Here is a 26,329-nt window from a genome sequence, read left to right as displayed (position 1 = left end):
GGATAGCGTAGGGGCATTATAGCTGGTTACCGAAGGGCACGATTCCAGATGTCAGACGAATCGACTACAAGGCACTTTCCGATGACGAGCTCGAGCAGATCCTGACCAGCTAAAAATCAGGAATCCCTTTGGGGATGGTCAGGGAGCAAGAGGAGTTCCGGATCTCTATCGCCGGGGCGCAAGAAAAGACTGCGCTGCTCTATCTCGATGGCCGTTGGTACTTGCCACTCAACCGACAACCCACATAATCAAACTCCCTATCGGCAAGATTGAAAGCCACTCCTACTCGATAGACTTCTCCCAGAGCGTAGAAAACGAATATCTCTGCACTCTGATTGCCAAGGCGTTTGGTCTACCCGTACCTCACTGCTTCATGATGCAGGTTGGCCAGATCAAAGCACTGGCTGTGGAACGCTTCGGCAGACGTTACGCTGCCGATCGCAGTTGGATCATGCGCTTTCCCCAAGAAGATTTCTGTCAGGTATTGAATGTTCCGTCAGCACGGAAATACGAGAGCCATGGAGGACCAAGGATCACTGACATAATGAAAACCTTGCTGGGCTCTGCGACACCAGAACAGGATCGCTACCTGTTCATAAAATCTCAGGTCCTGTTCTGGCTACTGGCGGCTACCAATGGCCATGCAAAGAACTTCTCGGTCTTTATTGAACCGGAAGGGCGTTTTCGCCTGACCCCTTTTTACGATATTCTATCTGTCTATCCAGTGTTTGGTGGCCGAGGCCTCAATCGAAGGGACGCCAAGCTCGCTATGGGTCTGGCAAGCAGCAAGGGGAAGAAGTACGCCATTGAGCAGATATTCCCGTGTCATTTCTTCCAAACGGCGAAAGCTGTGGGATTTGAGCGTTCTGCTATGGAAGAGATCCTGACAGAACTGGCCGGCGCCGTTGATGCCGTTATTGTGCGCGTGAGCCAGCAGTTACCGGCAGACTTCCCTGCAACCATCATCAGCGCCATTTTAGAGGGTCTAAAAGCCCGCTCAGCTAGGCTGATAACGGGTTGGGATTAAGGCAGGTGTCCGATTACCGCATATGGGGCAGTTGCACGAATTCCCAGGACTAATATCTGGGAACCTTGCACAGTTCGATGCGTAAAAGCAGTCTACCTGGCACCAAGCAGGCTATAGCCGGCTCAAAATATGTTCACAACCCCCCAAAAAAGCGGTTTTGATTGCATGAGATGACCTCTCATTGCCTCATATGGGAAGGCTGCACGATCGAGGATGGGCTATATGGGAACGCTGCACGATAGCAGAAACCCGTGATAGGCCTCTCAAGATGCTGTTTTAGTTACCTTTACCCCGGGCGGCCCCCGGAAAATCACTAACGTATTGAAGCCAATAGATTCTTTACATTCTCCATCGGCAAATAATTTCCGCTAACCAATGGTGTTTTCCTTTCAGGAAATCACCATTGTCCAAATGGCAACTCGCCTAATCCCTTTCCACCCCCTATTCTGCTTGCCTGCATTTATGGGGGGTTTATGGCGCGTTTTCTGTTTTGTAGTTTCGCATTAGTTCTGCTTTATCCGTCCGGCATTGATATGTATCTGGTGGGATTGCCGCACATCGCCAGCGATCTGGGCGCCAGCGAAGCGCAGCTGCACATCGCGTTTTCGGCCTACCTCGCGGGGATGGCGTCGTCGATGGTCTTTGCCGGGAAGATCGCGGATAAGGCTGGCCGTCAGCCCGTCGCGATAACCGGCGCCATCATTTTTGCCCTGGCCTCTCTTCTCTGCTCACAGGCGCAAAACAGCACCTTGTTCCTGGCCGGACGGTTTATTCAGGGCATTGGAGCCGGTGGCTGCTACGTCGTCGCGTTTGCCATTTTGCGCGACACCTTAAGCGCCCAGCGTCGCGCCAAAGTGCTTTCGATGCTGAACGGTATTACCTGCATCATCCCGGTGCTGGCCCCGGTCGTGGGATATCTGATCATGCTGAAATTCCCGTGGCAGAGCCTGTTCTGGACCATGGCGGCGATGGGCGCGCTGGTGTTTGTCCTGTCCATCGCCGTGCTGAAAGAGACCCACCCGGGCTCGCAGAATACCAGTCATACCGCAGCCATTCACCCAGCCGAGAAGCTGCTTAACCGCTTTTTTCTCAGTCGTCTGGCCGTGACCACGTTAAGCGTGGCGGTGATCCTGACCTATGTAAACGTTTCCCCGGTTTTACTGATGGAAACCATGGGCTTCGATCGGGGTGAGTATTCAACGGTGATGGCATTAACCGCCATGGTCAGTATGGCAGTGTCGTTTTCTACCCCGTTTGCGCTAAATGTTTTTAGCCAGCGTACGTTGATGCTGACCTCACAGGTTTTATTCCTCACGGCAGGCGCGATCCTGGCAACCGCCAGCTCGCATGCGGTAATGCTGGCCGGCATTACCCTCATTTGCGCCGGGTTCTCGGTTGGCTTTGGCGTGGCGATGAGTCAGGCGCTTGGTCCCTTCTCGCTGCGGGCAGGCGTAGCAAGCTCGGTGCTGGGAATTGCGCAGGTCTGCGGCTCGTCGCTGTGGATTTGGCTGGCGGCGGTCATCGGGCTTAACGCGCTGAATATGCTGATCGGGGTTCTGATTGGCTGTAGCATACTGTGCATCACCTTACTTATGGTCATCCAGCCCGCGGCGCATTATGAAGAAGCCCATCAGCAGTCTCGATCTTAACCTGTTGCTGTGCCTGCAGCTTTTGCTGCAGGAGCGCAGCGTCACCAAAGCGGCGAAACGGATGAACGTGACGCCGTCTGCGGTGAGTAAATCGCTGGCCAAGCTGCGTGACTGGTTTGACGACCCGCTATTTGTCAAAACGCCGTTGGGGCTGCTGCCGACCCCGCTGACGGTAAGCCTGGAGCAGGATCTGGCTGACTGGATGCAAATCGGCAACCAGATCCTCGATAAATTCCACCATGATTCCCCGGGCGGGCTAACGTTCGTGCTGGCCGCCGAAACGCCGTTGATGCTGATCCGCTTTAACGCCCTGCTGGAGCAGGTGAACCAGCGCTATCCGCAGGCTACGGTGAAGATGCGTCACTGGGATTACGACTCGCTGGACGCCATTACGCGTGGAGAGGTGGATCTGGGATTCACCGGACGCGAAACGCACCCGCGCTCGCGTGAATTGCTGAAGCTAATGCCGTGGTTCATCGACTATGAGATTCTGTTCAGCGACCGTCCGTGCGTGTATCTGCGTGAGGATCACCCCGCGCTACAGGATGAATGGAACCTCGAGACCTTCCTGCGCTACCCGCACATCAGCATCTTCTGGGAACGCAGCGACACCTGGGCACTGGACGAAGTGCTAAAGGAGATGGGTCGGGAGAGAAACATTGCCATGAGCGTGCCGGGCTTTGAGCAGTCGATGTTTATGGCGGCCCAGCCCGGCCATAACTATATCGCTACCGCTCCGCACTACTGCCATCACTACAATCAACTCCACCAGCGGAAGCTGATCGCGCTGCCCATTCCCATTGACGAAGCGCAGGCTGAAAAGCTTACCGTTCCCTTCACGCTGATCTGGCATAAACGAAACAGCCATAATCCGAAAATCCTCTGGCTGCGGGAAACCATCAAGGCGCTGTACGGTGCCAGCGATCCAATTTTTGCCTAAGAAAATGTAAAGTTCGGTCCTGAGGCTTCTCTTACTCCCATTTACTGATTAAAACAGGAGTCAAGTTAAGCGATAATCATGTAACCGTTTAACCGATTACGACCATTATCAAGGAGCGAAAAATGGCTACGCACTTTGCAAGAGGGATACTTACGGAAGGACGTCTCGTATCGGCAAGAATTTCTTCAGCCTGTCACAATGAAGCACTCACTCTCCCGGAACACCGCAGAACGCGGTTTTTAGCTTCCCGGGCGCTTCTCGCAGAACTGCTGTTTATGCTGTACGGCACCAGCGAGCTGCCGGACATCATTACCCAACCCGAAGGTCGCCCGGTCTTTGCCGACCCGGATCTCCCTCGTTTTTCGATTGCCTACGCGGGCAATATCATTGGCGTCGCGCTGACCACCGAAGGGGATTGTGGGCTGGATATGGAACTTCAGCGCGCGACGCGTAGCTTCCATGGCGGTAATGCGCATGAAGACTATCCGCTCTCCAGCAATGAGAAGCTGTGGGTACGCAACCAGAACGATCCTGTCGAAGCCCGAGCCCAGCTCATTACCCTGCGCCAGAGCATCCGCAAGCTCTGTGGATGCGCCTCAGACGACGCCAGCCTGCTGCAGCTGCTGCCAGGCTCCGGACGTCTGCGTGCCACTCAGGCCACGCTGGTAGAGGCGCTCAGTGACGCAGAGGATGTGCTCATTTGGTCCATTGCGGTTACCCCCGCCATCGAACGCATGAAAATCTGGGAATTTGACAGCCAACAGGGATGGCGTAGCCTTCCTGATGTGCCCGAGCGCGCCAACGAGCCCGCCGCACGCCTGATGCGTTTAACCAGTTTACCGGCAGAAAAAGCATTCACCCTTAGCTGATCCAATCAGGGTCATCATGATGAAACAGGAGTAATCATGTCTGATACGTTGAAAGTAGTTACGTTACTGGGAAGCCTGCGCAAAGGTTCATTTAACGGGATGGTTGCCCGCACGCTGCCACAGCTGGCACCGGCAGGAATGGAAATTAGCGCCCTGCCGTCTATTGGCGATATTCCGCTGTATGACGCTGACGTACAGCAAGAAGAGGGTTTTCCGCAGAGCGTTGAGGCGCTGGCAGAGCAGATCCGCCAGGCCGACGGCGTGGTCATCGTCACGCCGGAGTACAACTATTCGGTTCCGGGTGGCCTGAAGAATGCCATCGACTGGCTGTCCCGCTTACCTGAGCAGCCGCTGGCAGGCAAGCCGGTGCTGATCCAGACCAGCTCAATGGGCGCGATTGGCGGCGCGCGCTGCCAGTATCATCTGCGCCAGATCCTGGTGTTCCTGGATGCGATGGTCATGAACAAGCCGGAATTTATGGGTGGTGTGATTCAGAACAAGGTCGACCCACAAACGGGTGAAGTGGTGGATCAGAGCACGCGCGATCATCTGTCTGGCCAGCTGACGGCGTTTGGGGATTATATTAAGCGGGTGAAGGCGTAAGCTTATTGCAGCCTGATGCCCTTACCCTGGCCCTCTCCCACAGGGAGAGGGAACAAACATTAAAGCCCTTTTCGAAGAAAAGGGCTTGCTGTTTATTTGGCGTCAATAAACACAATCTTCAGCACAAACAGCAGCGCCACAACGATGACGCAAGGGCTGAGGTCGCGGAAGCGGCCGGTACCGATCTTCATTACGCAGTAAGAGATAAAGCCCAGCGCGATACCTTCGGTAATCGAGAAGCTGAACGGCATCATCACGGCGGTAATAAACGCCGGCACCGCTTCGGTTAAATCATCCCACTTCACGCGTGACAGGCTGGAGGTCATCAGCACCCCCACATAGATCAGCGCGCCGGCTGCCGCATACGGAGGAACCATACCCGCCAGCGGAGAGAGGAAGATCACCAGCAGGAACAGAATACCCACAACCACCGCCGTCAGGCCGGTACGGCCGCCCACGGACACGCCGGAAGACGATTCAATGTACGCGGTAACGGACGAGGTTCCGATAAAAGCACCGGTCACAGAGGAGACGCTGTCCACAAACAGCGCCTGCTTCATGCGCGGGAATTTCCCTTTTTCATCCGCCAGGCCCGCTTTATCGGTCACGCCAATCAGCGTGCCGGAGGAGTCAAACAGGTTGACCAGCATGAAGGAGAAAATCACGCCCGCCAGGCCCAGGTTCAGGGAACCCGCCAGATCGACGTGACCAATCACGGTAGAGACGCTCGGTGGCGCGGAGACGATACCGTTATAGTGAACATCGCCCAGCATCCAGCCCAGCAGGGTGGTGACCACGATGGACACCAGCACCGCCGCGTGAATATTACGGGAAGCCAGGATAGCGATGATAAAGAAGCCCAGCACGCCCAGCAGCACGTTATGAGAGGTCAGGTGACCGATGCTCACCAGCGTGTCCGGGTTCGCCACGATAACGCCGGCGTTTTTCAGCCCCATCATACCGATGAACAGACCGATACCGCTGGTGATGCCCACGCGCAGGCTCACGGGAATGTTCGCAATCATCCAGTAACGTACGCGGAAAATGGTCAGCAGCAGCAGGCCAACCGCGCCCCAGAAGATGGCGCCCATGCCAACCTGCCACGGCAGCCCCATCGCCTGAACAACCACGAACGCGAAGAACGCATTCAGGCCCATCGCCGGTGCCAGCGCAACCGGCAGGTTAGCGAATACACCCATCAGGATGCTGCCAAGGGCCGCGATCAGACAGGTTGTAACGAAGACGGCGCTGGTATCCATGCCAGCAACGCCCAGAATTTGAGGGTTCACAAAAACGATATAGACCATCGTCAGGAAGGTGGTGAAACCAGCGATCACTTCGGTGCGTGCCGTTGTGCCGTGCTCGCGCAGTTTAAAAACGCGCTCAAGCAGACCCTGACCAGATGTCTGGGTAGTGTGTTGTTGACTCATCATCAATTCCGAACAAGGAGGGAAAATTCGTCGCTATCCTATACCAAAATGCGACAATAGTGGCGGTTACGTGATACTTTTTTCATTGATTTTGCTTATACGGCAACGATTGCGTGCCGGCGAACTGCCGTACGTAAACGTTAAACTTGTTAAAAGGGAAAGGCATGTCCGGAATTGAAGCGGTATTTTTCGACTGCGACGGTACGCTGGTCGACAGTGAGGTCATTTGTTCCCGCGCGTATGTCACCATGTTCCAGGAATTTGGCATTACGCTGGAACTCGAAGAGGTGTTTAAACGCTTTAAGGGCGTAAAGCTCTACGAGATCATCGACATCATTAACGAAGAACACGGTGTAGATCTGGCGAAAGCCGATCTGGAACCGGTGTACCGCACCGAGGTCGCACGCCTGTTCGACTCCGAGCTGGAGGTTATCTCCGGAGCTAACGCGTTGCTGGATGCGATGACGGTGCCAGTCTGCGTCGTCTCTAACGGCCCGGTCAGCAAAATGCAGCACTCGCTGGGCAAGCTTGAGATGTTGCACCATTTCCCGGAAAAACTGTTCAGCGGCTACGATATCCAGCGCTGGAAGCCAGACCCGGCGCTGATGTTCCATGCGGCAAAAGCGATGAACGTCAACGTAGAGAACTGTATTCTGGTGGATGACTCGTCTGCGGGCGCGCAGTCGGGGATTGATGCGGGGATGGAGGTGTTTTACTTCTGCGCCGACCCGCACAACAAGCCGATCGATCATCCCAACGTGACGACCTTTACCGATCTGGCGCAGCTGCCAGCGCTGTGGAAGGCGCGCGGGTGGGATATTACTCGCTGAGTTTTCCCCTCACCCCGACCCTCTCCCCAGGGGAGAGGGAGAAAACCGAATTGTCCCCTCTCCCTTTGGGAGAGGGTTAGGGTGAGGGTAAAAATCACTCTTTCGGATCTTTACCCGCCAGCAGCTTGTCCAGCTCGTCGCCGCCCACGTGACGGAAGTCCTGACCTTTCACGAAGTAGAAGATGTATTCGCAAATGTTCTGACAGCGGTCGCCGATACGCTCGATGGAACGCGCGCAGAACAGGGCGGTCAGTACGCTTGGGATCGTACGTGAATCTTCCATCATGTAGGTCATCAGCTGACGCACGATGCCTTCATACTCCTGGTCGACCTTCTTGTCTTCACGGTAGATACGCACCGCTTCGTCCAGGTCCATACGCGCAAAAGCATCCAGCACATCGTGCAGCATCTGCACGGTGTGGCGGCCCAGCGACTCCAGGCTCACCAGCAGCGGCTGGTGCTGCTGAGAAAACTTCTCCAGCGCGGTACGGCAGATTTTATCCGCAACGTCACCAATACGCTCCAGCTCGGCGATGGTTTTGATGATCGCCATCACCAGACGCAGGTCGCTCGCCGTCGGCTGACGTTTCGCGATAATGCGCACGCAGGCCTCGTCGATAGCGACTTCCATCATGTTGACGTTTTTATCGCCTTCAATGACGCGCTTCGCCAGCTCGCTGTCCTGGTTGTGCATTGCCGTAATCGCATCAGAAAGCTGCTGCTCGACCATGCCGCCCATGGTCATTACCTGGGTGCGAATGCTTTCCAGCTCTGCGTTGAACTGGCCGGAAATGTGTTTATTAAGATTGAGGTTGTCCATGGTTTCTCCACATGCACTAAGGCAAATCAACCGTAGCGGCCAGTAATATAATCTTCGGTTTGTTTCTTCGCGGGCCTGGTGAACAGCGCGTCCGTATCGCTGAACTCAATCAACTCGCCCAGGTACATAAACGCCGTATGATCGGAACAACGCGCAGCCTGCTGCATGTTATGGGTCACGATAACCACGGTGTAATCCTGCTTCAGCTCGGTGATCAGCTCTTCAATACGGCCGGTTGAGATCGGGTCCAGCGCTGAACATGGCTCATCCAGCAGCAACACTTCCGGGCGAATAGCAATACCGCGCGCAATGCACAGACGCTGCTGCTGACCACCGGAGAGAGAGTAACCGCTCTGGTGTAACTTATCTTTGGTTTCGTTCCATAATGCGGCCTTGGTCAAAGCCCACTGCACGCGCTCGTCCATATCGGCACGGGAGAGTTTTTCAAACAGACGCACGCCAAACGCGATGTTGTCGTAAATCGACATCGGGAACGGCGTTGGTTTCTGGAACACCATCCCCACTTTGGCGCGCAGCAGGGCGATATCCTGCGCCTGGGTCAGAATGTTTTCACCGTCCAGGATGATTTCACCCTCAGCGCGCTGCTCCGGATAGAGCGAATACATTTTGTTAAAGGTGCGCAGCAGCGTGGATTTCCCACAGCCGGACGGACCGATAAATGCCGTGACCTGGTTCTTCGCGATATCCAGGTTGATGTTCTTCAGGGCATGGAATTTGCCGTAGTAGAAGTTCAAATCACGAACCTGAATCTTACCCGGGGCAGTATCAACCATACTCATTGACTCATTTCCTCATTCGGCGCCGCGAGCTGCCGCGCCGTAAAAAATTAACCGTGTTTCTTCTTCGCGAAAATGACGCGCGCCAGAATGTTCAGCAACAGTACGCAAAGGGTAATGATCAGCACTCCGGCCCAGGCCAGCTGCTGCCATTCCGCGAATGGGCTCATCGCAAATTTAAAGATCGTCACCGGCAGGTTGGCGATCGGCTGCATCATGTCCGTGCTCCAGAACTGGTTGGAGAGAGACGTAAACAGCAGCGGCGCCGTTTCACCCGCGATACGCGCAACCGCCAGCAGGATACCGGTCATGATCCCGGAAACAGACGCCTTCAGCGTAATTGCAGAGATCATCTTCCATTTCGGCGTACCCAGCGCATAAGCCGCTTCGCGCAGGCTGTCCGGCACCAGTTTCAGCATGTTCTCGGTGGTACGAATAACAATCGGCACCTGCAGCAGCGCCAGGGCAATAACACCCGCCCAACCGGAGAAGTGTTCCATCTGCGCCACCACCACGGTGTAAACAAACAGACCCACGACGATAGAAGGTGCAGACAGCAGAATGTCGTTGATGAAGCGAATGACTTCCGCCAGCCAGGATTTACGACCGTATTCAGCCAGGTAGATACCCGCCATGATGCCCAGCGGCGTGCCGAAGACCGTCGCCCAGAGGATCAGCAAGCCGCTGCCCGCCAGGGCATTCGCCAGGCCACCACCCGCAGTGTTCGGCGGCGGCGTCATTTCGGTGAAAAGCGACAGTGACATCCCGTCAATCCCGCGAACGACCGTCGAGAAGAGGATCCAGACCAGCCAGAACAGGCCGAACGCCATTGTCGCCATAGAGAGCGACAGGGCAATACGGTTTTTCATGCGGCGTCTGGCCTGCATTTTGCGGCGGGATTCCGCCAGTTCAGCGGTAGCTTGCATTTCGAGAGTTGCCATTAGCGTGCCCCCTCATTTTTAGCGAGGCGCATAATCATCAGCTTGGAAATCGCCAGAACAATGAAGGTGATAACGAACAGAATCAGACCCAGCTCCATCAGCGCCGCCACGTGCAGCCCGGATTCCGCTTCCGCAAATTCATTCGCCAGCGCCGAGGTAATACTGTTACCCGGCATGTAGAGCGACGCGCTGTCGAGCTGGTAGGTGTTACCGATGATAAAGGTGACCGCCATGGTTTCACCCAGCGCACGCCCCAGACCCAGCATCACGCCCCCGATCACCCCATTTTTGGTGAACGGAAGGACAATGCGCCAGATAACTTCCCAGGTGGTGCAGCCGATGCCGTAGGCCGACTCTTTCATCATCACCGGCGTTTGTTCGAAGACATCGCGCATAACCGCCGCAATGTACGGAATAATCATGATGGCGAGGATCACACCTGCCGCCAGAATGCCGATACCGAAAGCCGGGCCAGAGAAAAGGGCACCCACAAACGGAATGGCAGAAAGCACGTTACCGACCGGTTCCTGGAAATACGTGGCGAACAGCGGAGCAAAGATGAACAGACCCCACATGCCGTAAACGATACTTGGAATGGCCGCCAGCAGTTCGATAGCAATACCCAGCGGGCGCCGCAGCCAGCCCGGCGCCAGCTCCGTCAGGAACAGGGCAATACCAAAGCTCACCGGAACCGCAATCAGCAGGGCGATGAACGAGGTCATCAGCGTGCCGTAAATCGGTACCAGGGCACCGTAGATGTCGTTCGGCGCGTCCCACTCTTTGGTCCACAGGAAGGAAAAACCGAATTTCTGGATGCTCGGCCATGAGGAGAAAATCAGAGACACGATAATGCCGCCCAGCAGCAATAGCACAATCAGCGCAGCCAGTTTCACCAGCGCGCTGAAAATCATGTCACCTTTTTTACCCGGAGGGTTAAATGCAGGCTTGGTTGCAGCCATAAATTACTCTTCTGTTTGAGACGTTTTTACGAATATGCCCGGTGGCGCTGACGCTTACCGGGCCTACAGCTTAAACCGTAGGGCGGGTAAGCATAGCGCCACCCGCCATCTTCGTTAAATATATCCTGTTAGTACAGCGCTTTACCGCTGCTGTCTTTCACGTTGGTTTTCCATGCAGCGCGAATCTGCTCAACCACGTTGTCCGGCAGGGTGGCGTAATCCAGGGCGTTAGCCTGTTTGCCGCCGTTTTTGTACGCCCAGTCGAAGAACTTCAGCACTTCGGCGCCCTGCTCAGGTTTCTTCTGCTCTTTGTGAACCAGGATGAAGGTGGTAGAGGTGATTGGCCATGCACCTTCGCCTTTCTGGTTAGTCAGATCCTGCGCGAAGGATTTGCTCCAGTCAGCACCTTTCGCCGCGTTAGCAAAGTTCTCTTCGGTTGGGCTAACCGGTTTGCCGTCGGCTGAAACCAGTTTGGTGTAGGACAGGTTGTTCTGCTTAGCGTACGCATACTCTACGTAACCAATTGAGCCAGGCAGACGCTGTACGAACGCGGCGATACCGTCGTTACCCTTACCGCCCAGACCGGTTGGCCAGTTAACGGTAGAGCCGGAGCCGACTTTAGATTTCCACTCTTCGTTCACTTTAGCCAGGTAGCTGGTGAACACGAAAGAGGTACCGGAACCATCCGCGCGGCGAACCACGGCGATGTTCTGAGAAGGCAGCTTCAGGCCTGGGTTGAGTTTAGCGATCGCTTCGTCATCCCATTTTTTGATTTTGCCCAGGTAGATGTCACCCAGCGTTTTGCCGTCCAGCACCAGCTCACCCGACTTCACGCCCGGCAGGTTGATGGCCAGAACCACACCACCGATCACGGTAGGGAACTGGAACAGGCCTTCCTGAGCCAGCTTGTCATCAGACAGCGGAGCGTCTGATGCGCCGAAATCAACAGTGTTCGCGGTAATTTGTTTAACGCCACCGGAGGAGCCGATACCCTGATAGTTAACCTTGTTACCGGTTTCTTTCTGGTAGGTATCCGCCCATTTGGCATACACCGGCGCAGGGAAGGTTGCACCAGCGCCAGTCAGGCTTGCTTCTGCAAATACAGAGAACGCGCTCAGAGATAAGGTCGCGGCGACAACAGTTGCGACAGTGGTACGCATAACTTTCATAATGTCTCCTGCAAGATTTTCGTAAATCGTTGTTTAGTGGCTACGATGAGCAAAATAGGACAAACAGGTGACAGATAAATGTACGAATTATGACAGTTTTATGACAACGTAAATTTCACTTAAAAACAAGCAAAAGAAACCTTATTTTTCATCGCGTTAGCCGCTTTTATGACAAGACGTTTTCTGAAATGTTTTCTTTATGTGACACTGAAAAAAGTAGCTGAAGATGACAAAATGTCATTATTAAAAACGAGAAAGGATTGATTAAAAACAAGCCGGGCAGGATAAAAAGGCTCCACCCGAAGGTGGAGCCTGAAGGGATTATTCTACGGTAACCGATTTCGCCAGGTTACGCGGCTGGTCAACGTCGGTGCCTTTGATCAGCGCAACGTGATAAGCCAGCAGCTGCAGCGGAACGGTGTAGAAGATTGGTGCAATCACCTCTTCCACATGCGGCATCTCGATAATGTGCATGTTGTCGTTGCTGACGAAACCGGCATCTTTGTCGGCGAAGACGTATAGAACGCCGCCGCGGGCACGCACTTCTTCGATGTTAGACTTCAGTTTTTCCAGCAGTTCGTTGTTTGGTGCCACAACGATGACCGGCATATCCGCGTCAATCAGCGCCAGCGGGCCGTGCTTCAGCTCGCCAGCCGCATAGGCTTCAGCGTGAATGTAGGAGATCTCTTTCAGCTTCAGCGCGCCTTCCAGCGCAATCGGATACTGATCGCCACGACCCAGGAACAGGGCGTGATGTTTGTCAGAGAAATCTTCAGCCAGCGCTTCAATGCGTTTGTCCTGAGACAGCATCTGCTCAATACGGCTCGGCAGCGCCTGCAGGCCGTGAACGATGTCGTGCTCAACGGACGCATCTTCACCTTTCAGACGCGCAAGCTTCGCCACCAGCATCAGCAGAACGGTCAGCTGAGTGGTAAACGCTTTGGTGGAGGCCACACCGATTTCTGTGCCCGCTTTGGTCATTAGCGCCAGATCGGATTCACGCACCAGCGAGGAGCCAGGAACGTTACAGATGGCCAGAGAGCCCAGGTAACCCAGCTCTTTAGACAGACGCAGAGCTGCCAGCGTATCCGCCGTTTCGCCGGACTGGGAAAGGGTGATCATCAGGCTGTTACGACGCACCGCGGATTTGCGATAGCGGAATTCAGACGCGATTTCCACATCGCACGGCACGCCCGCCAGGGATTCAAACCAGTAGCGAGAAACCATACCGGAGTTGTAAGAGGTGCCGCAGGCCACGATCTGAATATGCTCGACCTTGCCGAGCAGTTCGTTCGCGTTTGCGCCCAGCTCGCTCAGGTCAACCTCACCGTGGCTGATACGCCCGGTCAGCGTGTTTTTGATGGCGTTTGGCTGCTCGTAAATCTCTTTCTGCATGTAGTGACGGTAAGCGCCTTTGTCGCCCGCGTCGTACTGCAGATTCGATTCGATCTCCTGACGTTTCACCTGCTCGCCTTTGGTATCGAAGACGGTCACGCTGCGACGGGTCACGTCCGCGATATCACCCTCTTCGAGGAAGATAAAGCGACGGGTGACCGGCAGGAGCGCCAGCTGGTCAGAAGCGATGAAGTTTTCGCCCATGCCCAGACCGATAACCATCGGGCTACCGGAACGCGCGGCCAGCAATGTGGACGGATCGCGGGAATCCATGATCACCGTACCGTACGCACCGCGCAGCTGAGGGATAGCACGCAGCACCGCATCACGCAGTGTACCGCCCTGCTCCAGCTCCCAGTGCACCAGGTGAGCAATCACTTCGGTGTCAGTTTCAGAGACGAAGGTGTAGCCGCGCGCTTTCAGTTCTTCGCGCAGCGGTTCGTGGTTTTCGATAATGCCGTTGTGCACGACCACGATGTGTTCAGACACATGCGGGTGCGCGTTACCTTCAGACGGTTCGCCGTGCGTCGCCCAGCGGGTGTGCGCAATACCGGTCCCACCGTGCAGCGGATGTTCTTCCGCGGCCTGGGCCAGCATCTGCACTTTACCGAGACGACGCAGACGGGTCATATGACCTTCTGCATCGACGACAGCCAGACCGGCAGAGTCGTAACCACGGTATTCCAGACGACGTAAACCTTCGAGAAGGATTTCAGCAATATCACGCTGCGCAACTGCGCCAACAATTCCACACATAATTTTAGATTCCGAATTTAGGCATTATGCCTGCGTTGTCGCTGACCTGTATTTTCCCTGCGTCTTTCACGCTGCGGCTGCGTTGGCTTCTCGTACTCGCCACGGTCACTTACTTAAGTAAGCTCCCATGGACTCATACGCTTGCCGCCTTGCCACAACGCGAAATCCTTTGGGTAACGCCCTTTCCGGGCACCCCGAGCCTTGTAGAGAGTGGGGTTATTTTTATGGGTACTGCTTGTGGGGGGAGGATTATATTATCCCCTCACCCCGGCCCTCTCCCCAAAGGGGCGAGGGAGAAAAACACCGCACCGAACGATCCCCTCTCCCCTGTGGGGAGAGGGTTAGGGTGAGGGGTAAATCCGTTACTTTTTCTTCACCGGGCGTTTCCAGCCCTGCTTGCTGACCTGCGGCACGCGGCTTAACACCAGCTCGTTCTCGGCCACATCGCGCGTAACGGTTGTTCCGGCGGCGATAGTCACCCCGTTACCCACGGTAACAGGCGCCACCAGCTGCGTATCGGAGCCAACGAACACGTCGTCACCGATGATGGTTTTAAACTTATTCGCACCGTCATAGTTACAGGTAATAGTCCCTGCACCAATATTCACGTTATTGCCAATTTCCGCGTCGCCCAGATAGGTCAGATGACCGGCTTTCGAGCCTTTACCCAGACGCGCTTTTTTCATCTCCACGAAGTTACCCACGTGAGCGCCTTCCAGCAGCTCAGCGCCCGGGCGCAGACGCGCAAACGGGCCGATGGTACAGGCCGCATCCAGACGAGCATCTTCTACCACGCTGTACGGGCTGATTTCGCAATCGTCGCCGATGACGCTGTTTTTAATCACGCAGCCGGCGCCAATTTTAACGCGATTGCCCAGCGTGACGTGACCTTCGAGGATAACGTTCGTATCAATTTCAACGTCACGACCGTGAGATAACGAACCACGCAGATCGAAACGCGCCGGATCGCGCAGCATCACGCCCGCCAGCAGCAGTTTTTCGGCCTGCTCGGACTGATAAACGCGCTCCAGGCGGGAAAGCTGAAGACGGTTATTCACCCCTTCGGTTTCGCTGATGCGCGCCGGATGAACCGCCGCAATCTCACGTCCTTCCTGGTACGCCATCGCAATGATGTCGGTGATGTAGAATTCACCCTGCGCGTTGTTGTTGTTGAGCTGAGACAGCCAGCGCTTCATGTCCGCGCCATTGGCAATCAGAATACCGGTGTTGATCTCCTGAATCTGGCGCTGTTCGTCGCTGGCATCTTTATGCTCAACAATACCCGTGACGTTGCCGTTTTCACGGGTGATGCGGCCATAACCGCTTGGATCGTCCAGCACGACGGTCAACAAACCGATACCGCCCTGCGGTTTGGCTTCACGAAGGCGAGTCAGGGTTTCAACGGAGATCAGCGGGACATCGCCGTAGAGCATCAAAATGTCTTCGTCATCCGCAAAGAAAGGCGCAGCCTGCTGCATCGCATGGCCTGTGCCCAGCTGTTCGGCCTGAAGCACCCAGTTGAGCTTGTCATCGCTCAGCGTCTTTTTAAGCAGATCGCCGCCGTGGCCGTAGACCAGGTGGACCTGACCGGCACCCAGTTCGTTCGCTGCATCAATGACATGCTGCACCATTGGCTTTCCTGCAAGCGTGTGGAGCACCTTAGGCAGATCGGAATACATGCGGGTCCCTTTGCCAGCGGCAAGGATCACCACGCTCATCGCACTGTTTGACATACGCATCCTGACGGTAGTTTGAGTGTGAAGTAAAAACGTTTGATGCTTAAAATTCTACATCTTTTTCATCATGAATTAAGGCCGAAAAAAAAAGCCAGCCTGGTATCCAGACTGGCTTTTGTGCTTTTCAAGCCGGTGTTACATCGCTTTTTTGGTCAACTCGATAACGCGCAGTTTCGCGATCGCTTTGGCCAGCTCCGCAGACGCCTGAGCGTAATCCACGTCACCATGAGAGCTGCTAATGTGCTCTTCAGCCTTACGCTTCGATTCCAGGGCTCGCGCTTCGTCGAGATCCTGTCCACGGATAGCGGTATCGGCCAGAACGGTCACACTGCCAGGCTGCACTTCAAGAATGCCGCCGGACAGATAGATAAACTCTTCGTGACCGAACTGTTTAACGATGCGGATCATACCAGGCTTAATGGCGGTGAGCAGCGGTGCGTGACCCGGGAAAATACCCAGTTCACCTTCACTACCCGTTACCTGGATTTTCTCGACCAGACCAGAGAACATTTGTTGCTCTGCGCTGACGACGTCCAGGTGGTAAGTCATTGCCATATCACCCTCCGATTAAGGCGTTAAAGTTTTTTGGCTTTTTCCACGGCTTCGTCGATGGAACCAACCATGTAGAACGCCTGCTCCGGCAGGTGATCGTATTCGCCTTCCATGATGCCTTTAAAGCCACGGATGGTGTCTTTCAGGGAAACGTATTTACCCGGAGAACCGGTGAATACTTCCGCAACGAAGAACGGCTGGGACAGGAAGCGCTGGATCTTACGCGCACGTGCTACCACCAGTTTGTCTTCTTCAGACAGTTCATCCATACCCAGGATGGCGATGATGTCTTTCAGTTCCTGGTAACGCTGCAGCAGGGACTGTACGCCACGCGCGGTGTCGTAGTGTTCCTGACCAACAACCAGTGGATCCAGCTGACGGCTGGTGGAGTCCAGCGGGTCAACGGCTGGGTAGATACCCAGAGACGCGATCTGACGGCTCAGTACCACGGTTGCATCTAAGTGCGCAAAGGTGGTTGCTGGAGATGGGTCAGTCAAGTCATCCGCAGGTACGTATACCGCCTGAACGGAGGTGATAGAACCGGTTTTGGTAGAGGTGATACGTTCCTGAAGAACACCCATCTCTTCCGCCAGCGTAGGCTGATAACCTACCGCTGAAGGCATACGACCCAGCAGTGCAGATACTTCCGTACCGGCCAGGGTGTAACGGTAGATGTTATCAACGAACAGCAGAACGTCACGGCCTTCATCACGGAACTTCTCAGCCATCGTCAGACCGGTCAGCGCAACGCGCAGACGGTTTCCTGGTGGCTCGTTCATCTGGCCGTAAACCAGGGATACTTTGTCCAGAACGTTGGAGTCGGTCATTTCGTGGTAGAAGTCGTTACCCTCACGAGTACGTTCACCTACGCCCGCAAACACGGAGTAACCGGAGTGCTCGATCGCGATGTTACGGATCAGCTCCATCATGTTTACGGTTTTACCAACACCCGCACCACCGAACAGACCGACTTTACCGCCCTTCGCGAACGGACACATCAGGTCGATAACTTTGATACCGGTTTCCAGCAGTTCCTGAGAGCTTGACAGCTCTTCGTAGGAAGGTGCTGCACGGTGGATAGCCCAACGCTCTTCTTCACCGATGTCGCCTTTCATGTCGATTGGCTGACCCAATACGTTCATGATACGACCCAGTGTTGCTTTACCTACCGGGACTTCGATCGGGTGCTCAAGGTCTTTTACTTCCAGACCACGACGCAGACCGTCGGAAGAACCCATAGCGATGGTACGCACGATACCGCCGCCGAGCTGCTGCTGAACTTCCAGCACCAGGCTCTCGTTACCATTCTGTACCTCAAGCGCGTCGTACACGCGTGGTACGGCGTCCTGAGGGAACTCGACGTCCACCACGGCGCCGATTACCTGGACAATCTTTCCAGTAGCCATCTTGAATCCTCTACGTAATTCGTAAACCTGGTTAAACCGCGGCGGCCCCCGAGACGATCTCGGTGAGTTCCTGAGTAATGCTGGCCTGACGAGCTTTGTTGTAAACCAACTGCAGCTCTTTAATCAGGCTGCCGCCATTATCGGTCGCGGCTTTCATCGCCACCATTCGTGCGGCCTGCTCGCTGGCCAGGTTTTCTACAACGCCCTGATAAACCTGAGATTCAACGTAACGACGCAGCAGGGTATCCAGCAGCGGTTTCGGATCGGGTTCATACAGGTAATCCCAGGCTTTTTGCTTCAGCTCGTCATCTTCTGATGCCGGTAACGGCAGCATCTGAGTGAGCGTTGGAACCTGAGACATGGTGTTAATGAATTTGTTGCTGACAACGTACAGTCTGTCCAGACGGCCTTCATCATAGGCCTGCAACATCACTTTAACCGGGCCGATCAGTTCGGACAGGGACGGGTTATCACCCATACCGGTCACCTGAGCGACAATGTTGCCACCAACGGAGTTAAAGAAAGAGACGCCTTTAGAGCCGATCATTGCGATATCGCACTGAACGCCTTTTTCAGACCATGCTTTCATATCCGCCAGCAGTTTTTTGAACAGGTTAATGTTCAAGCCGCCACACAGACCACGGTCGGTCGACACCACCAGGTAGCCCACGCGCTTAACGTCGCGTTCTTCCAGGTAAGGGTGCTTATATTCCAGATTACCGTTCGCAAGGTGACCAATCACTTTGCGCATGGTTTCTGCATAAGGACGGCTGGCCGCCATGCGATCCTGCGATTTACGCATTTTGGAAGCGGCGACCATCTCCATCGCTTTAGTGATCTTTTGCGTGTTCTGGACGCTTGCGATCTTACTACGTATCTCTTTTGCGCCGGCCATGAGCTTCTCCTCAATGCCAGGCGGCTTGTCCTGAGACAAGCCGCCGGACGATTACCAGGATTGGGTTGCTTTGAAGGAATCGAGGATAGCTTTCAGCTTGCCTTCGATTTCGTCGTTATAGCCACCGGTCTGGTTGATCTCTTGCATCAGCGGAGCGTGATCACGGTCAACGTAAGCCAGCAGAGCGGCTTCGAAGCTACCGATTTTCGCCAGTTCCACATCTTCGAGGTAACCGCGTTCTGCCGCGAACAGTACCAGGCCCTGCTGAGCAACAGACATTGGTGCGTACTGTTTCTGCTTCAGCAGCTCGGTCACTTTCTGACCGTGGCTCAGCTGTTTACGGGTTGCTTCGTCCAGATCGGATGCGAACTGAGAGAACGCAGCCAGTTCACGATACTGTGCCAGCGCGGTACGGATACCACCGGACAGTTTCTTGATGATCTTGGTCTGAGCAGCACCACCAACACGGGATACGGAGATACCCGGGTTAACCGCCGGACGAATACCGGAGTTAAACAGGTTGGTTTCCAGGAAGATCTGACCATCGGTAATGGAGATTACGTTGGTCGGAACGAACGCAGAAACGTCGCCCGCCTGGGTTTCAATGATCGGCAGAGCGGTCAGAGAGCCCGTTTTACCCTTCACTTCACCTTTGGTGAAGTTCTCGACGTATTCCGCGTTAACGCGGGAAGCACGCTCCAGCAGACGAGAGTGGAGGTAGAATACGTCGCCTGGGAACGCTTCACGTCCAGGTGGACGACGGAGCAGCAGGGAAACCTGACGATAAGCAACAGCCTGTTTAGACAGGTCATCGTATACGATCAGTGCATCTTCACCGCGGTCACGGAAGTATTCGCCCATTGCGCAACCGGCATATGGCGCCAGGTATTGCAGTGCAGCAGATTCAGACGCAGTTGCTACCACAACGATGGTGTTAGACAGTGCGCCGTGCTCTTCCAGTTTACGAACCACGTTAGAAATGGTGGACGCTTTCTGGCCGATGGCCACGTACACACATTTGATGCCGGAGTCACGCTGGTTGATGATGGCGTCGATAGCCATCGCGGTTTTACCGGTCTGACGGTCACCGATGATCAGTTCACGCTGACCACGACCGATTGGGATCATGGCATCAACGGACTTATAACCTGTCTGAACAGGCTGATCTACGGACTGACGGTCGATAACGCCTGGTGCGATAACTTCGATTGGGGAGAAGCCATCGTGCTCAACCGGACCTTTACCGTCGATTGGCGCACCCAGGGTGTTAACAACGCGACCCAGCAGGCCACGGCCAACCGGCACTTCCAGAATACGGCCAGTACACTTAACCTTCATGCCTTCGGCGAGGTCAGCGTATGGACCCATCACAACTGCACCTACGGAGTCGCGCTCCAGGTTCAGTGCGATAGCGTAACGGTTACCCGGCAGGGAAATCATCTCACCCTGCATACAATCGGCCAGGCCGTGGATGCGGATAACACCGTCACTTACAGAAACAATAGTACCTTCGTTGTGAGCTTCACTCACAACACTGAACTGAGCAATGCGCTGCTTGATCAGTTCGCTGATTTCGGTGGAATTCAGTTGCATGCTCCAGTCCCCTTAAGACTGCAAGACGTCTGCAAGGCGTTCAAGACGGCCGCGTACGCTGCCATCAATGACCATATCACCCGAACGGATGATTACGCCTGCCATTACAGACTTATCGATTTTGCAATTCAGCTTAACTTTGCGTGACAGACGTTTTTCCATCGCGGCGGTGATTTTCGCAAGCTGTTCATTACTCAGTTCAGTCGCAGAAGTCACTTCGACTTCAGCGGTTGCTTCACTAAGGGCACGTAAGTGCTCAAACTGCTCGAGAACATCCGGGAGCACACGGAGACGACCATTTTCTGCCATCACCTTAATCAGGTTCTGGCCGTTGGCATCCAGTTGCTCTCCGCACACGGCGATAAACGACGCGGCGAGAGTTTCAGGTGCTAACGCACCGGAAAGCAACTCAGCCATTTGTTCGTTTTTCGTCACCTCAGCGGCAAACGCCAGCATATCCTGCCAGCGATCGACATTTTGGTGTTCGACAGCAAAGTCAAAAGCTGCTTTGGCGTAGGGGCGAGCTACCGTAACAAATTCAGACATCAGCCCCTCCCTCCTTACAGTTCAGCGACAAGTTTGTCCACGATGTCGCTGTTAGCAGCTTCATCCACGGAACGTTCGATGATCTTCTCGGCGCCAGCAACAGCCAGAATCGCAACCTGCTTACGCAGTTCTTCACGAGCACGTTTACGCTCAGCATCAATTTCTGCCTGAGCCTGTGTCACGATCTTAGTACGTTCCTGTTCTGCTTCAGCTTTGGCTTCGTCCAGGATCTGAGAACGGCGTTTGTTAGCCTGTTCAATGATTACCTGAGCTTCAGCTTTCGCTTTTTTCAGCTGGTCTGTCGCGTTGGCCTGTGCAAGGTCCAAATCTTTCTTAGCGCGTTCTGCGGAAGCCAGACCGTCAGCAATTTCTTTCTGACGTTTTTCGATGGCAGCCATTAAAGGCGGCCATACATACTTCATGCAGAACCAGACAAAGAGAATAAACGCGATGGCCTGGCCGAGGATTGTTGCGTTCATGTTCACAGCACAATACCTCTTTAATTTCTGTGGCTTAGGGTTTTAAAACTACTACTACGCGACAGCAAACATCACGTACAGACCCAGACCTACAGCGATCATTGGGATAGCATCCACCAGACCCATAACGATAAAGAACTGAGTACGCAGCAGAGGAATCAGATCAGGTTGACGCGCTGCGCCTTCCAGGAATTTGCCCCCGAGGATGCCGATACCGATCGCAGCACCGATAGCCGCCAGACCCATCATCACAGCGGCAGCCATGTACAGCAGATCCATATTCAGGTTTTCCATGACAGTCTCCAGTTTGTTTCAATTAAAACGTAGTAGTGTTGGTAAAAAATCAGTGCTCTTCAGACGCCATCGACAGATAGACGATCGTCAGAACCATGAAGATAAAGGCTTGCAGCGTAATGATCAGTATGTGGAAAATGGCCCATGGCACATTCAGAATCCACTGTGACCACCACGGCAGAAGACCCGCGATCAGAATGAAAATCAGCTCACCCGCATACATGTTGCCGAACAGTCGCAGACCCAGTGAAACAGGTTTGGACAGCAGGCTAACGCCTTCCAGGATCAGGTTGACCGGAATAAACGCCCAGTGGTTGAACGGCTGCAAGGTAAGCTCTTTCACAAAGCCGCTTACGCCTTTCATTTTGATGCTGTAGAAAAGAATCAGGATAAATACGCCCAGCGCCATCGACAGGGTGATGTTCACGTCCGCAGACGGTACAACACGCAGCGCAGGCAGGCCGAAGATGTGCTCGCCGATAAACGGCAGCAGATCGATTGGCAGCAGGTCCATCAGGTTCATCAGGAAGACCCAAACGAACACGGTCAGGGCCAGCGGAGCAATCAGCTTGCTCTTACCATGGTACATGTCTTTGACGCTGCCATGGACGAAGCCGATGATCATTTCGATGAAAGTCTGGAATTTCCCTGGTACACCGCTGGTCGCTCGTTTAGCAACACCGCGGAACATGGCCAGGAACAGAAGACCCAAAACCACCGAGAAGAACATGGAGTCGATGTTGATCGTCCAGAAGGTGGCCGGGGGGTTATGTGGATCCACCAGCGAGAATGTACGCAGGTCCAGCTGAAGGTTATTCAGATGGTGACCTATGTAATCCTGCGGCGTCATATTTTCTGAAGCCATGATGCCTTTTACCCTTTGTTATTGATTACAGCTGGAGCCAGAACTTGTACCACCAGCACCAAAACCCACGTTGCTATCAGCGGCATGAAGACCACTTTCAAAACCGCCAGCGCCATCACCAGTAGAGCAAAGGTCAGCAACACCTTACACACTTCGCCGAGGGCGAAGGACCAGGCCACGCGGCCTTTGGCAGGTGTATGCGCCTGATGACGCCAGGCAAAAATCATAAACAACACGTTTGGCAGCACAACCGCCAAACCCCCGCACACGGCGGAGATGCCCCAGAAGGGGTCTTTGAGGCTAAACAGCAGTCCACTTGCTATCACAGCCAGAAACTGAATGAACAGAAGCTTACGAGCAACGTTTCTACTCAAGAGCGACACAGACATCACGTTTTTACTCCTGCTCCCTTCGAGGTATGCCGCGTGTCGTATAAAACGTCCTTTAAGGCTCAGAGTCAAGCATCAAAAAGCGGTCAAATTATACGGTGCGCACCCGTGATTTCAAACATTAAGTAGCGAAAAGGTGAATAAATGTTTAAATATTTTTCCCCACCGCTATTTTTTAACTTTCGCTGAAAGCGTCAACCTTCGACCAAAACTGCAAACAGCGCGAAAACGTTGGCGATAAAGCGTGCACGAGATCACAAAACACACATTTGCGATAAGGTTGTATTTATCAAAGGCGCAAATCGCGCAAATTTATCTTTATGAAATTAAACGCAAAATGCCGTAACTATTTTCAAAACAGCCCAGTACACAATAAAAACGTTTTATTGACATTCTTAATAAATAATTAACATTGCGTTCTGGTTACTGCCTTCCACTTTTAGCAGACTTATATTTTCACAGATGACTATCTTTGCGGTGAATAAAAGTCGCCAGGTTAACCATAAGAAAAACCTTAGTGAAAAAGAGGTTAAAAGCCCGCCGGTAAATCCTCTGTCTTTGTGCTGTTTTTTAACATGCGAAGAACAGCACAAATTCCACATTTTTTATTAATTTTTTAAAAATTGTTTGGCTTAATTATCACCAGATGACGCTCCCCATCGAGCTGAGGAATGTGTAATTTCTCGATGGATTCAACAGCAAAACCGTCCGGGAGCTGTTCAATCTCATCGCCTGGCAACTGCCCTTTCAGCGCATAAAAGCGGCCATTCTCTGCAGGCAAGTGCTTACACCAGCTCACCATGTCATTGAGTGAAGCAAACGCGCGGCTGATAACCCCGTCAAACGGCGGCTCTGCCGGGAACTCCTCTACCCTGCTCTGCACGGGCGTGATGTTCTCAAGCTTCAGCTCATGCTGTACCTGACGTAAAAAGCGCACGCGCTTGCCGAGGCTGTCCAGTAGCGTGAAGTGGCTCTCAGGGCGAACAATCGACAGCGGAACGCCCGGTAAACCTGGTCCCGTCCCCACGTCGATAAAACGCTCACCTTTCAGCCAGGGGGCGACCACGATGCTATCGAGAATATGGCGTACCAGCATCTCGTTGGGGTCACGTACTGAGGTCAGGTTGTACGCTTTGTTCCATTTGTTCAGCATATCGACATAGGCCACCAGCTGATTTTTCTGGTGATCGGTGAGCGAAATACCTGCCTGATCCAGCAGACGAGAGAGTTTGTTGAGCACGGTGAATACCTGTTGGAAAACTTAGATGGCGGGTGGCGCTTCGCTTACCCGCCCTACGGGTTCATCTGGCCCGGTAAGCGCAGCGCCACCGGGCAATGTTCTGGGCATTACGCGCTGCGGCGCAGCATGCCCTGCTTTTTCAGCCAGACCAGCAGAATCGAAATCGCCGCAGGCGTGACGCCGGAGATACGGGATGCCTGGCCGATCGATACCGGTTTGTGATCGTTCAGCTTGGCGATCACTTCGTTGGAAAGGCCCGTCACCTGGCGGTAGTCCAGCATTTCCGGCAGCAGCGTGTTTTCGTTACGCTGCTGTTTTTCGATCTCATCCTGCTGACGCGCGATGTAACCTTCGTACTTCACCTGGATCTCAACCTGCTCTGCTGCTTCAGCGTCTTCCAGGCCAGGCGCGAACGCGGTCAGTTTGACCAGATTCTCGTAGGTGACTTCAGGACGGCGCAGCAGATCTTCCCCGCTGGCTTCACGCGACAGCGGCGCTGTTAAGTGAGCGTTTACTTCGGCAGCGGTTTCCGCCTGCGGATTCACCCAGGTGGTTTTCAGGCGCTGACGTTCCTGTTCAATGCGTTCCAGCTTCTCGTTAAACCGCGCCCAGCGCTCGTCATCGACCAGACCCAGCTCGCGGCCCATTTCGGTCAGACGCAGGTCGGCGTTATCTTCGCGCAGCATCAGGCGATATTCCGCGCGAGAGGTAAACATACGGTACGGCTCTTTGGTACCCAGCGTGCAGAGATCGTCAACCAGCACCCCCAGATACGCCTGAGAACGGCCTGGTGCCCAGCCCTCTTTCTCAGCAGAGAAGCGCGCGGCGTTCAGACCGGCAAGCAGGCCCTGTGCAGCCGCTTCTTCGTAGCCGGTAGTGCCGTTAATCTGCCCCGCGAAGAACAGACCGTGGATGAATTTGCTTTCCAGGGTTGGCTTCAGGTCACGCGGATCGAAGAAATCGTACTCAATAGCGTAGCCGGGACGAACGATTTTCGCATTCTCCATCCCCTGCATTGAGCGAACAATTTGCATCTGTACATCGAACGGCAGGCTTGTGGAGATGCCGTTCGGGTAAATTTCGTTTGAGGTCAGCCCTTCCGGCTCCAGGAAGATCTGGTGCTGGTTACGATCGGCAAAGCGCATCACTTTGTCTTCGATCGACGGGCAGTAGCGTGGGCCGATCCCTTCGATCACGCCGGCATACATGGGGCTGCGATCGAGGTTATTGCGGATCACGTCATGGGTTTTCTCGTTGGTATGCGTGATGTAGCACGGTACCTGCTGAGGATGCTGTGCCGCATTGCCCATGAACGAGAAAACCGGCATGGGGTTATCACCGTGCTGTTGCGCCAGCACGCTGAAATCAATGGTGCGCGCATCAATACGCGGCGGCGTGCCGGTTTTCAGGCGGCTGACGCGCAGCGGCAGTTCACGCAGACGGCGAGACAGTGGAATAGACGGCGGATCGCCGGCACGGCCACCGCTGTAGTTATCCAGACCGATATGAATTTTACCGTCCAGGAAGGTGCCCACGGTCAGCACCACGGCTTTCGCGCGGAATTTGAGGCCCATCTGGGTCACGGCACCCACAACGCGATCGTTCTCAACGATAAGATCTTCAACCGCCTGCTGGAAGATCATCAGGTTCGGCTGGTTCTCCAGCGCGGTGCGTACAGCCTGACGGTAAAGCACGCGGTCTGCCTGAGCTCGGGTCGCACGCACAGCGGGACCTTTACTCGCGTTTAGTATCCTAAACTGGATGCCAGCATGATCGATCGCTTTCGCCATCAGGCCGCCAAGTGCATCCACTTCTTTTACCAGGTGTCCTTTCCCAATGCCGCCAATCGCCGGATTACAGGACATTTGTCCCAGCGTGTCGATATTGTGTGTCAAAAGCAGGGTCTGCTGACCCATACGCGCTGCGGCCATTGCGGCCTCAGTGCCTGCATGACCCCCGCCAATGATGATGACGTCAAAAGGATCCTGATAAAACATGGTGGTCTGCCTCGCGTAAAGCGGTATGAAAATGGATTGAAGCCCGGGCCGTGGATTCTACTCAACTTTAGTCTTTCGAGAAAGCATTGGGATCCTGGGCTATTAAAAAGAAGATCTTTTTATTTAGAGATCTGTTCTATTGTGATCTCTTA

General features: G+C 54.3%; 25 protein-coding genes. 6 read left to right on the top strand and 19 right to left on the bottom strand.

Annotated features, from left to right (window positions below; translation table 11 throughout):
* Positions 1–214: 214 nt before the first annotated feature.
* The 5 genes from SPH27_RS20205 to SPH27_RS20185 all read left to right on the top strand — a co-directional run bounded on the left by SPH27_RS20205 (position 215) and on the right by SPH27_RS20185 (position 5,088).
* Complete coding sequence (locus SPH27_RS20205) at positions 215–1,027, top strand: HipA domain-containing protein (RefSeq protein ID WP_233475011.1); 813 nt, start codon at positions 215–217, stop codon at positions 1,025–1,027.
* Between the two features lie 473 nt (positions 1,028–1,500).
* Positions 1,501–2,676: an MFS transporter gene (locus SPH27_RS20200; protein ID WP_182072067.1), complete on the top strand. Its 1,176-nt coding sequence runs from the start codon at positions 1,501–1,503 to the stop codon at positions 2,674–2,676.
* Positions 2,645–3,616, top strand: coding sequence for an HTH-type transcriptional regulator YidZ (gene yidZ, locus SPH27_RS20195; RefSeq protein WP_029741480.1), 972 nt, complete (start codon positions 2,645–2,647; stop codon positions 3,614–3,616). The genes SPH27_RS20200 and yidZ overlap by 32 nt, the downstream gene beginning before the upstream one ends.
* A gap of 122 nt (positions 3,617–3,738) precedes the next feature.
* A complete protein-coding gene (locus tag SPH27_RS20190; RefSeq protein WP_048981398.1) occupies positions 3,739–4,485 on the top strand; it encodes a 4'-phosphopantetheinyl transferase family protein in 747 nt (248 codons plus the stop codon).
* Between the two features lie 36 nt (positions 4,486–4,521).
* Positions 4,522–5,088, top strand: coding sequence for an NADPH-dependent FMN reductase (locus SPH27_RS20185; RefSeq protein ID WP_023309798.1), 567 nt, complete (start codon positions 4,522–4,524; stop codon positions 5,086–5,088).
* Positions 5,089–5,180: 92 nt separating this feature from the next.
* Here SPH27_RS20185 and adeP read toward each other — a convergent pair whose 3' ends face one another.
* Positions 5,181–6,518: an adenine permease AdeP gene (gene adeP, locus SPH27_RS20180; RefSeq protein WP_023309797.1), complete on the bottom strand. Its 1,338-nt coding sequence runs from the start codon at positions 6,516–6,518 to the stop codon at positions 5,181–5,183.
* A 164-nt stretch (positions 6,519–6,682) separates the two neighbouring features.
* On the opposite strand from adeP, the gene yieH reads away from it, so the two are divergent.
* The gene (gene yieH / locus SPH27_RS20175; protein ID WP_182072065.1) at positions 6,683–7,348 is read left to right on the top strand and encodes a 6-phosphogluconate phosphatase; all 666 of its coding nucleotides are present in this window, start codon (positions 6,683–6,685) and stop codon (positions 7,346–7,348) included.
* Positions 7,349–7,442: 94 nt separating this feature from the next.
* Here yieH and phoU read toward each other — a convergent pair whose 3' ends face one another.
* The 18 genes from phoU to mnmG all read right to left on the bottom strand — a co-directional run bounded on the left by phoU (position 7,443) and on the right by mnmG (position 26,177).
* Positions 7,443–8,168: a phosphate signaling complex protein PhoU gene (gene phoU, locus SPH27_RS20170; protein WP_008500182.1), complete on the bottom strand. Its 726-nt coding sequence runs from the start codon at positions 8,166–8,168 to the stop codon at positions 7,443–7,445.
* A 26-nt stretch (positions 8,169–8,194) separates the two neighbouring features.
* Positions 8,195–8,968: a phosphate ABC transporter ATP-binding protein PstB gene (gene pstB / locus SPH27_RS20165; protein ID WP_010426574.1), complete on the bottom strand. Its 774-nt coding sequence runs from the start codon at positions 8,966–8,968 to the stop codon at positions 8,195–8,197.
* 47 nt (positions 8,969–9,015) lie between these two features.
* A complete protein-coding gene (gene pstA, locus SPH27_RS20160) occupies positions 9,016–9,906 on the bottom strand; it encodes a phosphate ABC transporter permease PstA (protein WP_023309794.1) in 891 nt (296 codons plus the stop codon).
* Positions 9,906–10,865 (bottom strand): phosphate ABC transporter permease PstC, encoded by a 960-nt coding sequence (gene pstC / locus SPH27_RS20155; protein ID WP_024907883.1) that lies wholly within the window; start codon positions 10,863–10,865, stop codon positions 9,906–9,908. Before pstC ends, pstA begins: the two co-directional genes overlap by 1 nt.
* 128 nt (positions 10,866–10,993) lie before the next feature.
* Complete coding sequence (gene pstS / locus SPH27_RS20150) at positions 10,994–12,034, bottom strand: phosphate ABC transporter substrate-binding protein PstS (RefSeq protein WP_008500186.1); 1,041 nt, start codon at positions 12,032–12,034, stop codon at positions 10,994–10,996.
* Positions 12,035–12,355: 321 nt separating this feature from the next.
* Positions 12,356–14,185 (bottom strand): glutamine--fructose-6-phosphate transaminase (isomerizing), encoded by a 1,830-nt coding sequence (gene glmS / locus SPH27_RS20145; protein WP_182072063.1) that lies wholly within the window; start codon positions 14,183–14,185, stop codon positions 12,356–12,358.
* Between the two features lie 362 nt (positions 14,186–14,547).
* Positions 14,548–15,918 carry a bifunctional UDP-N-acetylglucosamine diphosphorylase/glucosamine-1-phosphate N-acetyltransferase GlmU gene (gene glmU, locus SPH27_RS20140; protein ID WP_048976513.1) on the bottom strand — a complete coding sequence of 457 codons (1,371 nt, stop codon included), beginning with the start codon at positions 15,916–15,918 and terminating at the stop codon, positions 14,548–14,550.
* A gap of 138 nt (positions 15,919–16,056) precedes the next feature.
* On the bottom strand, positions 16,057–16,476 hold the full coding sequence (locus SPH27_RS20135) for a F0F1 ATP synthase subunit epsilon (protein ID WP_006177560.1): 420 nt from the start codon (positions 16,474–16,476) through the stop codon (positions 16,057–16,059).
* Between the two features lie 20 nt (positions 16,477–16,496).
* Positions 16,497–17,879 (bottom strand): F0F1 ATP synthase subunit beta, encoded by a 1,383-nt coding sequence (gene atpD / locus SPH27_RS20130; protein WP_006177559.1) that lies wholly within the window; start codon positions 17,877–17,879, stop codon positions 16,497–16,499.
* Between the two features lie 31 nt (positions 17,880–17,910).
* Entirely contained in the window at positions 17,911–18,774 is an 864-nt protein-coding gene (atpG, locus tag SPH27_RS20125; RefSeq protein ID WP_008500191.1) for a F0F1 ATP synthase subunit gamma, read from the bottom strand.
* Positions 18,775–18,825: 51 nt separating this feature from the next.
* Positions 18,826–20,367 (bottom strand): F0F1 ATP synthase subunit alpha, encoded by a 1,542-nt coding sequence (gene atpA / locus SPH27_RS20120; RefSeq protein ID WP_006808751.1) that lies wholly within the window; start codon positions 20,365–20,367, stop codon positions 18,826–18,828.
* A gap of 12 nt (positions 20,368–20,379) precedes the next feature.
* Entirely contained in the window at positions 20,380–20,913 is a 534-nt protein-coding gene (gene atpH, locus SPH27_RS20115) for a F0F1 ATP synthase subunit delta (protein WP_023309790.1), read from the bottom strand.
* A 14-nt stretch (positions 20,914–20,927) separates the two neighbouring features.
* A complete protein-coding gene (atpF, locus tag SPH27_RS20110; RefSeq protein WP_014072436.1) occupies positions 20,928–21,398 on the bottom strand; it encodes a F0F1 ATP synthase subunit B in 471 nt (156 codons plus the stop codon).
* Positions 21,399–21,446: 48 nt separating this feature from the next.
* Positions 21,447–21,686 carry a F0F1 ATP synthase subunit C gene (atpE, locus tag SPH27_RS20105; RefSeq protein ID WP_000429386.1) on the bottom strand — a complete coding sequence of 80 codons (240 nt, stop codon included), beginning with the start codon at positions 21,684–21,686 and terminating at the stop codon, positions 21,447–21,449.
* Between the two features lie 49 nt (positions 21,687–21,735).
* Complete coding sequence (atpB, locus tag SPH27_RS20100; protein ID WP_023309789.1) at positions 21,736–22,551, bottom strand: F0F1 ATP synthase subunit A; 816 nt, start codon at positions 22,549–22,551, stop codon at positions 21,736–21,738.
* Between the two features lie 8 nt (positions 22,552–22,559).
* Positions 22,560–22,940, bottom strand: a complete 381-nt coding sequence (gene atpI, locus SPH27_RS20095) for a F0F1 ATP synthase subunit I (RefSeq protein ID WP_008500194.1) — start codon at positions 22,938–22,940, stop codon at positions 22,560–22,562.
* 616 nt (positions 22,941–23,556) lie between these two features.
* The gene (gene rsmG, locus SPH27_RS20090) at positions 23,557–24,180 is read right to left on the bottom strand and encodes a 16S rRNA (guanine(527)-N(7))-methyltransferase RsmG (RefSeq protein WP_023309787.1); all 624 of its coding nucleotides are present in this window, start codon (positions 24,178–24,180) and stop codon (positions 23,557–23,559) included.
* A 107-nt stretch (positions 24,181–24,287) separates the two neighbouring features.
* Positions 24,288–26,177 carry a tRNA uridine-5-carboxymethylaminomethyl(34) synthesis enzyme MnmG gene (gene mnmG, locus SPH27_RS20085; protein WP_014072433.1) on the bottom strand — a complete coding sequence of 630 codons (1,890 nt, stop codon included), beginning with the start codon at positions 26,175–26,177 and terminating at the stop codon, positions 24,288–24,290.
* Between the last annotated feature and the right edge of the window lie 152 nt (positions 26,178–26,329).

The organism is Enterobacter sp. A103 (genome assembly GCF_034427535.1).
Lineage (GTDB): Bacteria > Pseudomonadota > Gammaproteobacteria > Enterobacterales > Enterobacteriaceae > Enterobacter > Enterobacter asburiae_B.
Note: the sequence above shows the minus strand (reverse complement) of the source record. Positions and strands in the feature narration are given on the sequence as shown.

Bases quoted from the DNA above. Each gene is read 5' to 3' on its own strand.
- SPH27_RS20200 (WP_182072067.1), top strand. From the start codon at position 1,501: ATGGCGCGTTTTCTGTTTTGTAGTTTCGCATTAGTTCTGCTTTATCCG.
- yidZ (WP_029741480.1), top strand. From the start codon at position 2,645: ATGAAGAAGCCCATCAGCAGTCTCGATCTTAACCTGTTGCTGTGCCTG.
- SPH27_RS20190 (WP_048981398.1), top strand. From the start codon at position 3,739: ATGGCTACGCACTTTGCAAGAGGGATACTTACGGAAGGACGTCTCGTA.
- SPH27_RS20185 (WP_023309798.1), top strand. From the start codon at position 4,522: ATGTCTGATACGTTGAAAGTAGTTACGTTACTGGGAAGCCTGCGCAAA.
- adeP (WP_023309797.1), bottom strand. From the start codon at position 6,518: ATGAGTCAACAACACACTACCCAGACATCTGGTCAGGGTCTGCTTGAG.
- yieH (WP_182072065.1), top strand. From the start codon at position 6,683: ATGTCCGGAATTGAAGCGGTATTTTTCGACTGCGACGGTACGCTGGTC.
- phoU (WP_008500182.1), bottom strand. From the start codon at position 8,168: ATGGACAACCTCAATCTTAATAAACACATTTCCGGCCAGTTCAACGCA.
- pstB (WP_010426574.1), bottom strand. From the start codon at position 8,968: ATGAGTATGGTTGATACTGCCCCGGGTAAGATTCAGGTTCGTGATTTG.
- pstA (WP_023309794.1), bottom strand. From the start codon at position 9,906: ATGGCAACTCTCGAAATGCAAGCTACCGCTGAACTGGCGGAATCCCGC.
- pstC (WP_024907883.1), bottom strand. From the start codon at position 10,865: ATGGCTGCAACCAAGCCTGCATTTAACCCTCCGGGTAAAAAAGGTGAC.
- pstS (WP_008500186.1), bottom strand. From the start codon at position 12,034: ATGAAAGTTATGCGTACCACTGTCGCAACTGTTGTCGCCGCGACCTTA.
- glmS (WP_182072063.1), bottom strand. From the start codon at position 14,185: ATGTGTGGAATTGTTGGCGCAGTTGCGCAGCGTGATATTGCTGAAATC.
- glmU (WP_048976513.1), bottom strand. From the start codon at position 15,918: ATGTCAAACAGTGCGATGAGCGTGGTGATCCTTGCCGCTGGCAAAGGG.
- SPH27_RS20135 (WP_006177560.1), bottom strand. From the start codon at position 16,476: ATGGCAATGACTTACCACCTGGACGTCGTCAGCGCAGAGCAACAAATG.
- atpD (WP_006177559.1), bottom strand. From the start codon at position 17,879: ATGGCTACTGGAAAGATTGTCCAGGTAATCGGCGCCGTGGTGGACGTC.
- atpG (WP_008500191.1), bottom strand. From the start codon at position 18,774: ATGGCCGGCGCAAAAGAGATACGTAGTAAGATCGCAAGCGTCCAGAAC.
- atpA (WP_006808751.1), bottom strand. From the start codon at position 20,367: ATGCAACTGAATTCCACCGAAATCAGCGAACTGATCAAGCAGCGCATT.
- atpH (WP_023309790.1), bottom strand. From the start codon at position 20,913: ATGTCTGAATTTGTTACGGTAGCTCGCCCCTACGCCAAAGCAGCTTTT.
- atpE (WP_000429386.1), bottom strand. From the start codon at position 21,686: ATGGAAAACCTGAATATGGATCTGCTGTACATGGCTGCCGCTGTGATG.
- atpB (WP_023309789.1), bottom strand. From the start codon at position 22,551: ATGGCTTCAGAAAATATGACGCCGCAGGATTACATAGGTCACCATCTG.
- atpI (WP_008500194.1), bottom strand. From the start codon at position 22,940: ATGTCTGTGTCGCTCTTGAGTAGAAACGTTGCTCGTAAGCTTCTGTTC.
- mnmG (WP_014072433.1), bottom strand. From the start codon at position 26,177: ATGTTTTATCAGGATCCTTTTGACGTCATCATCATTGGCGGGGGTCAT.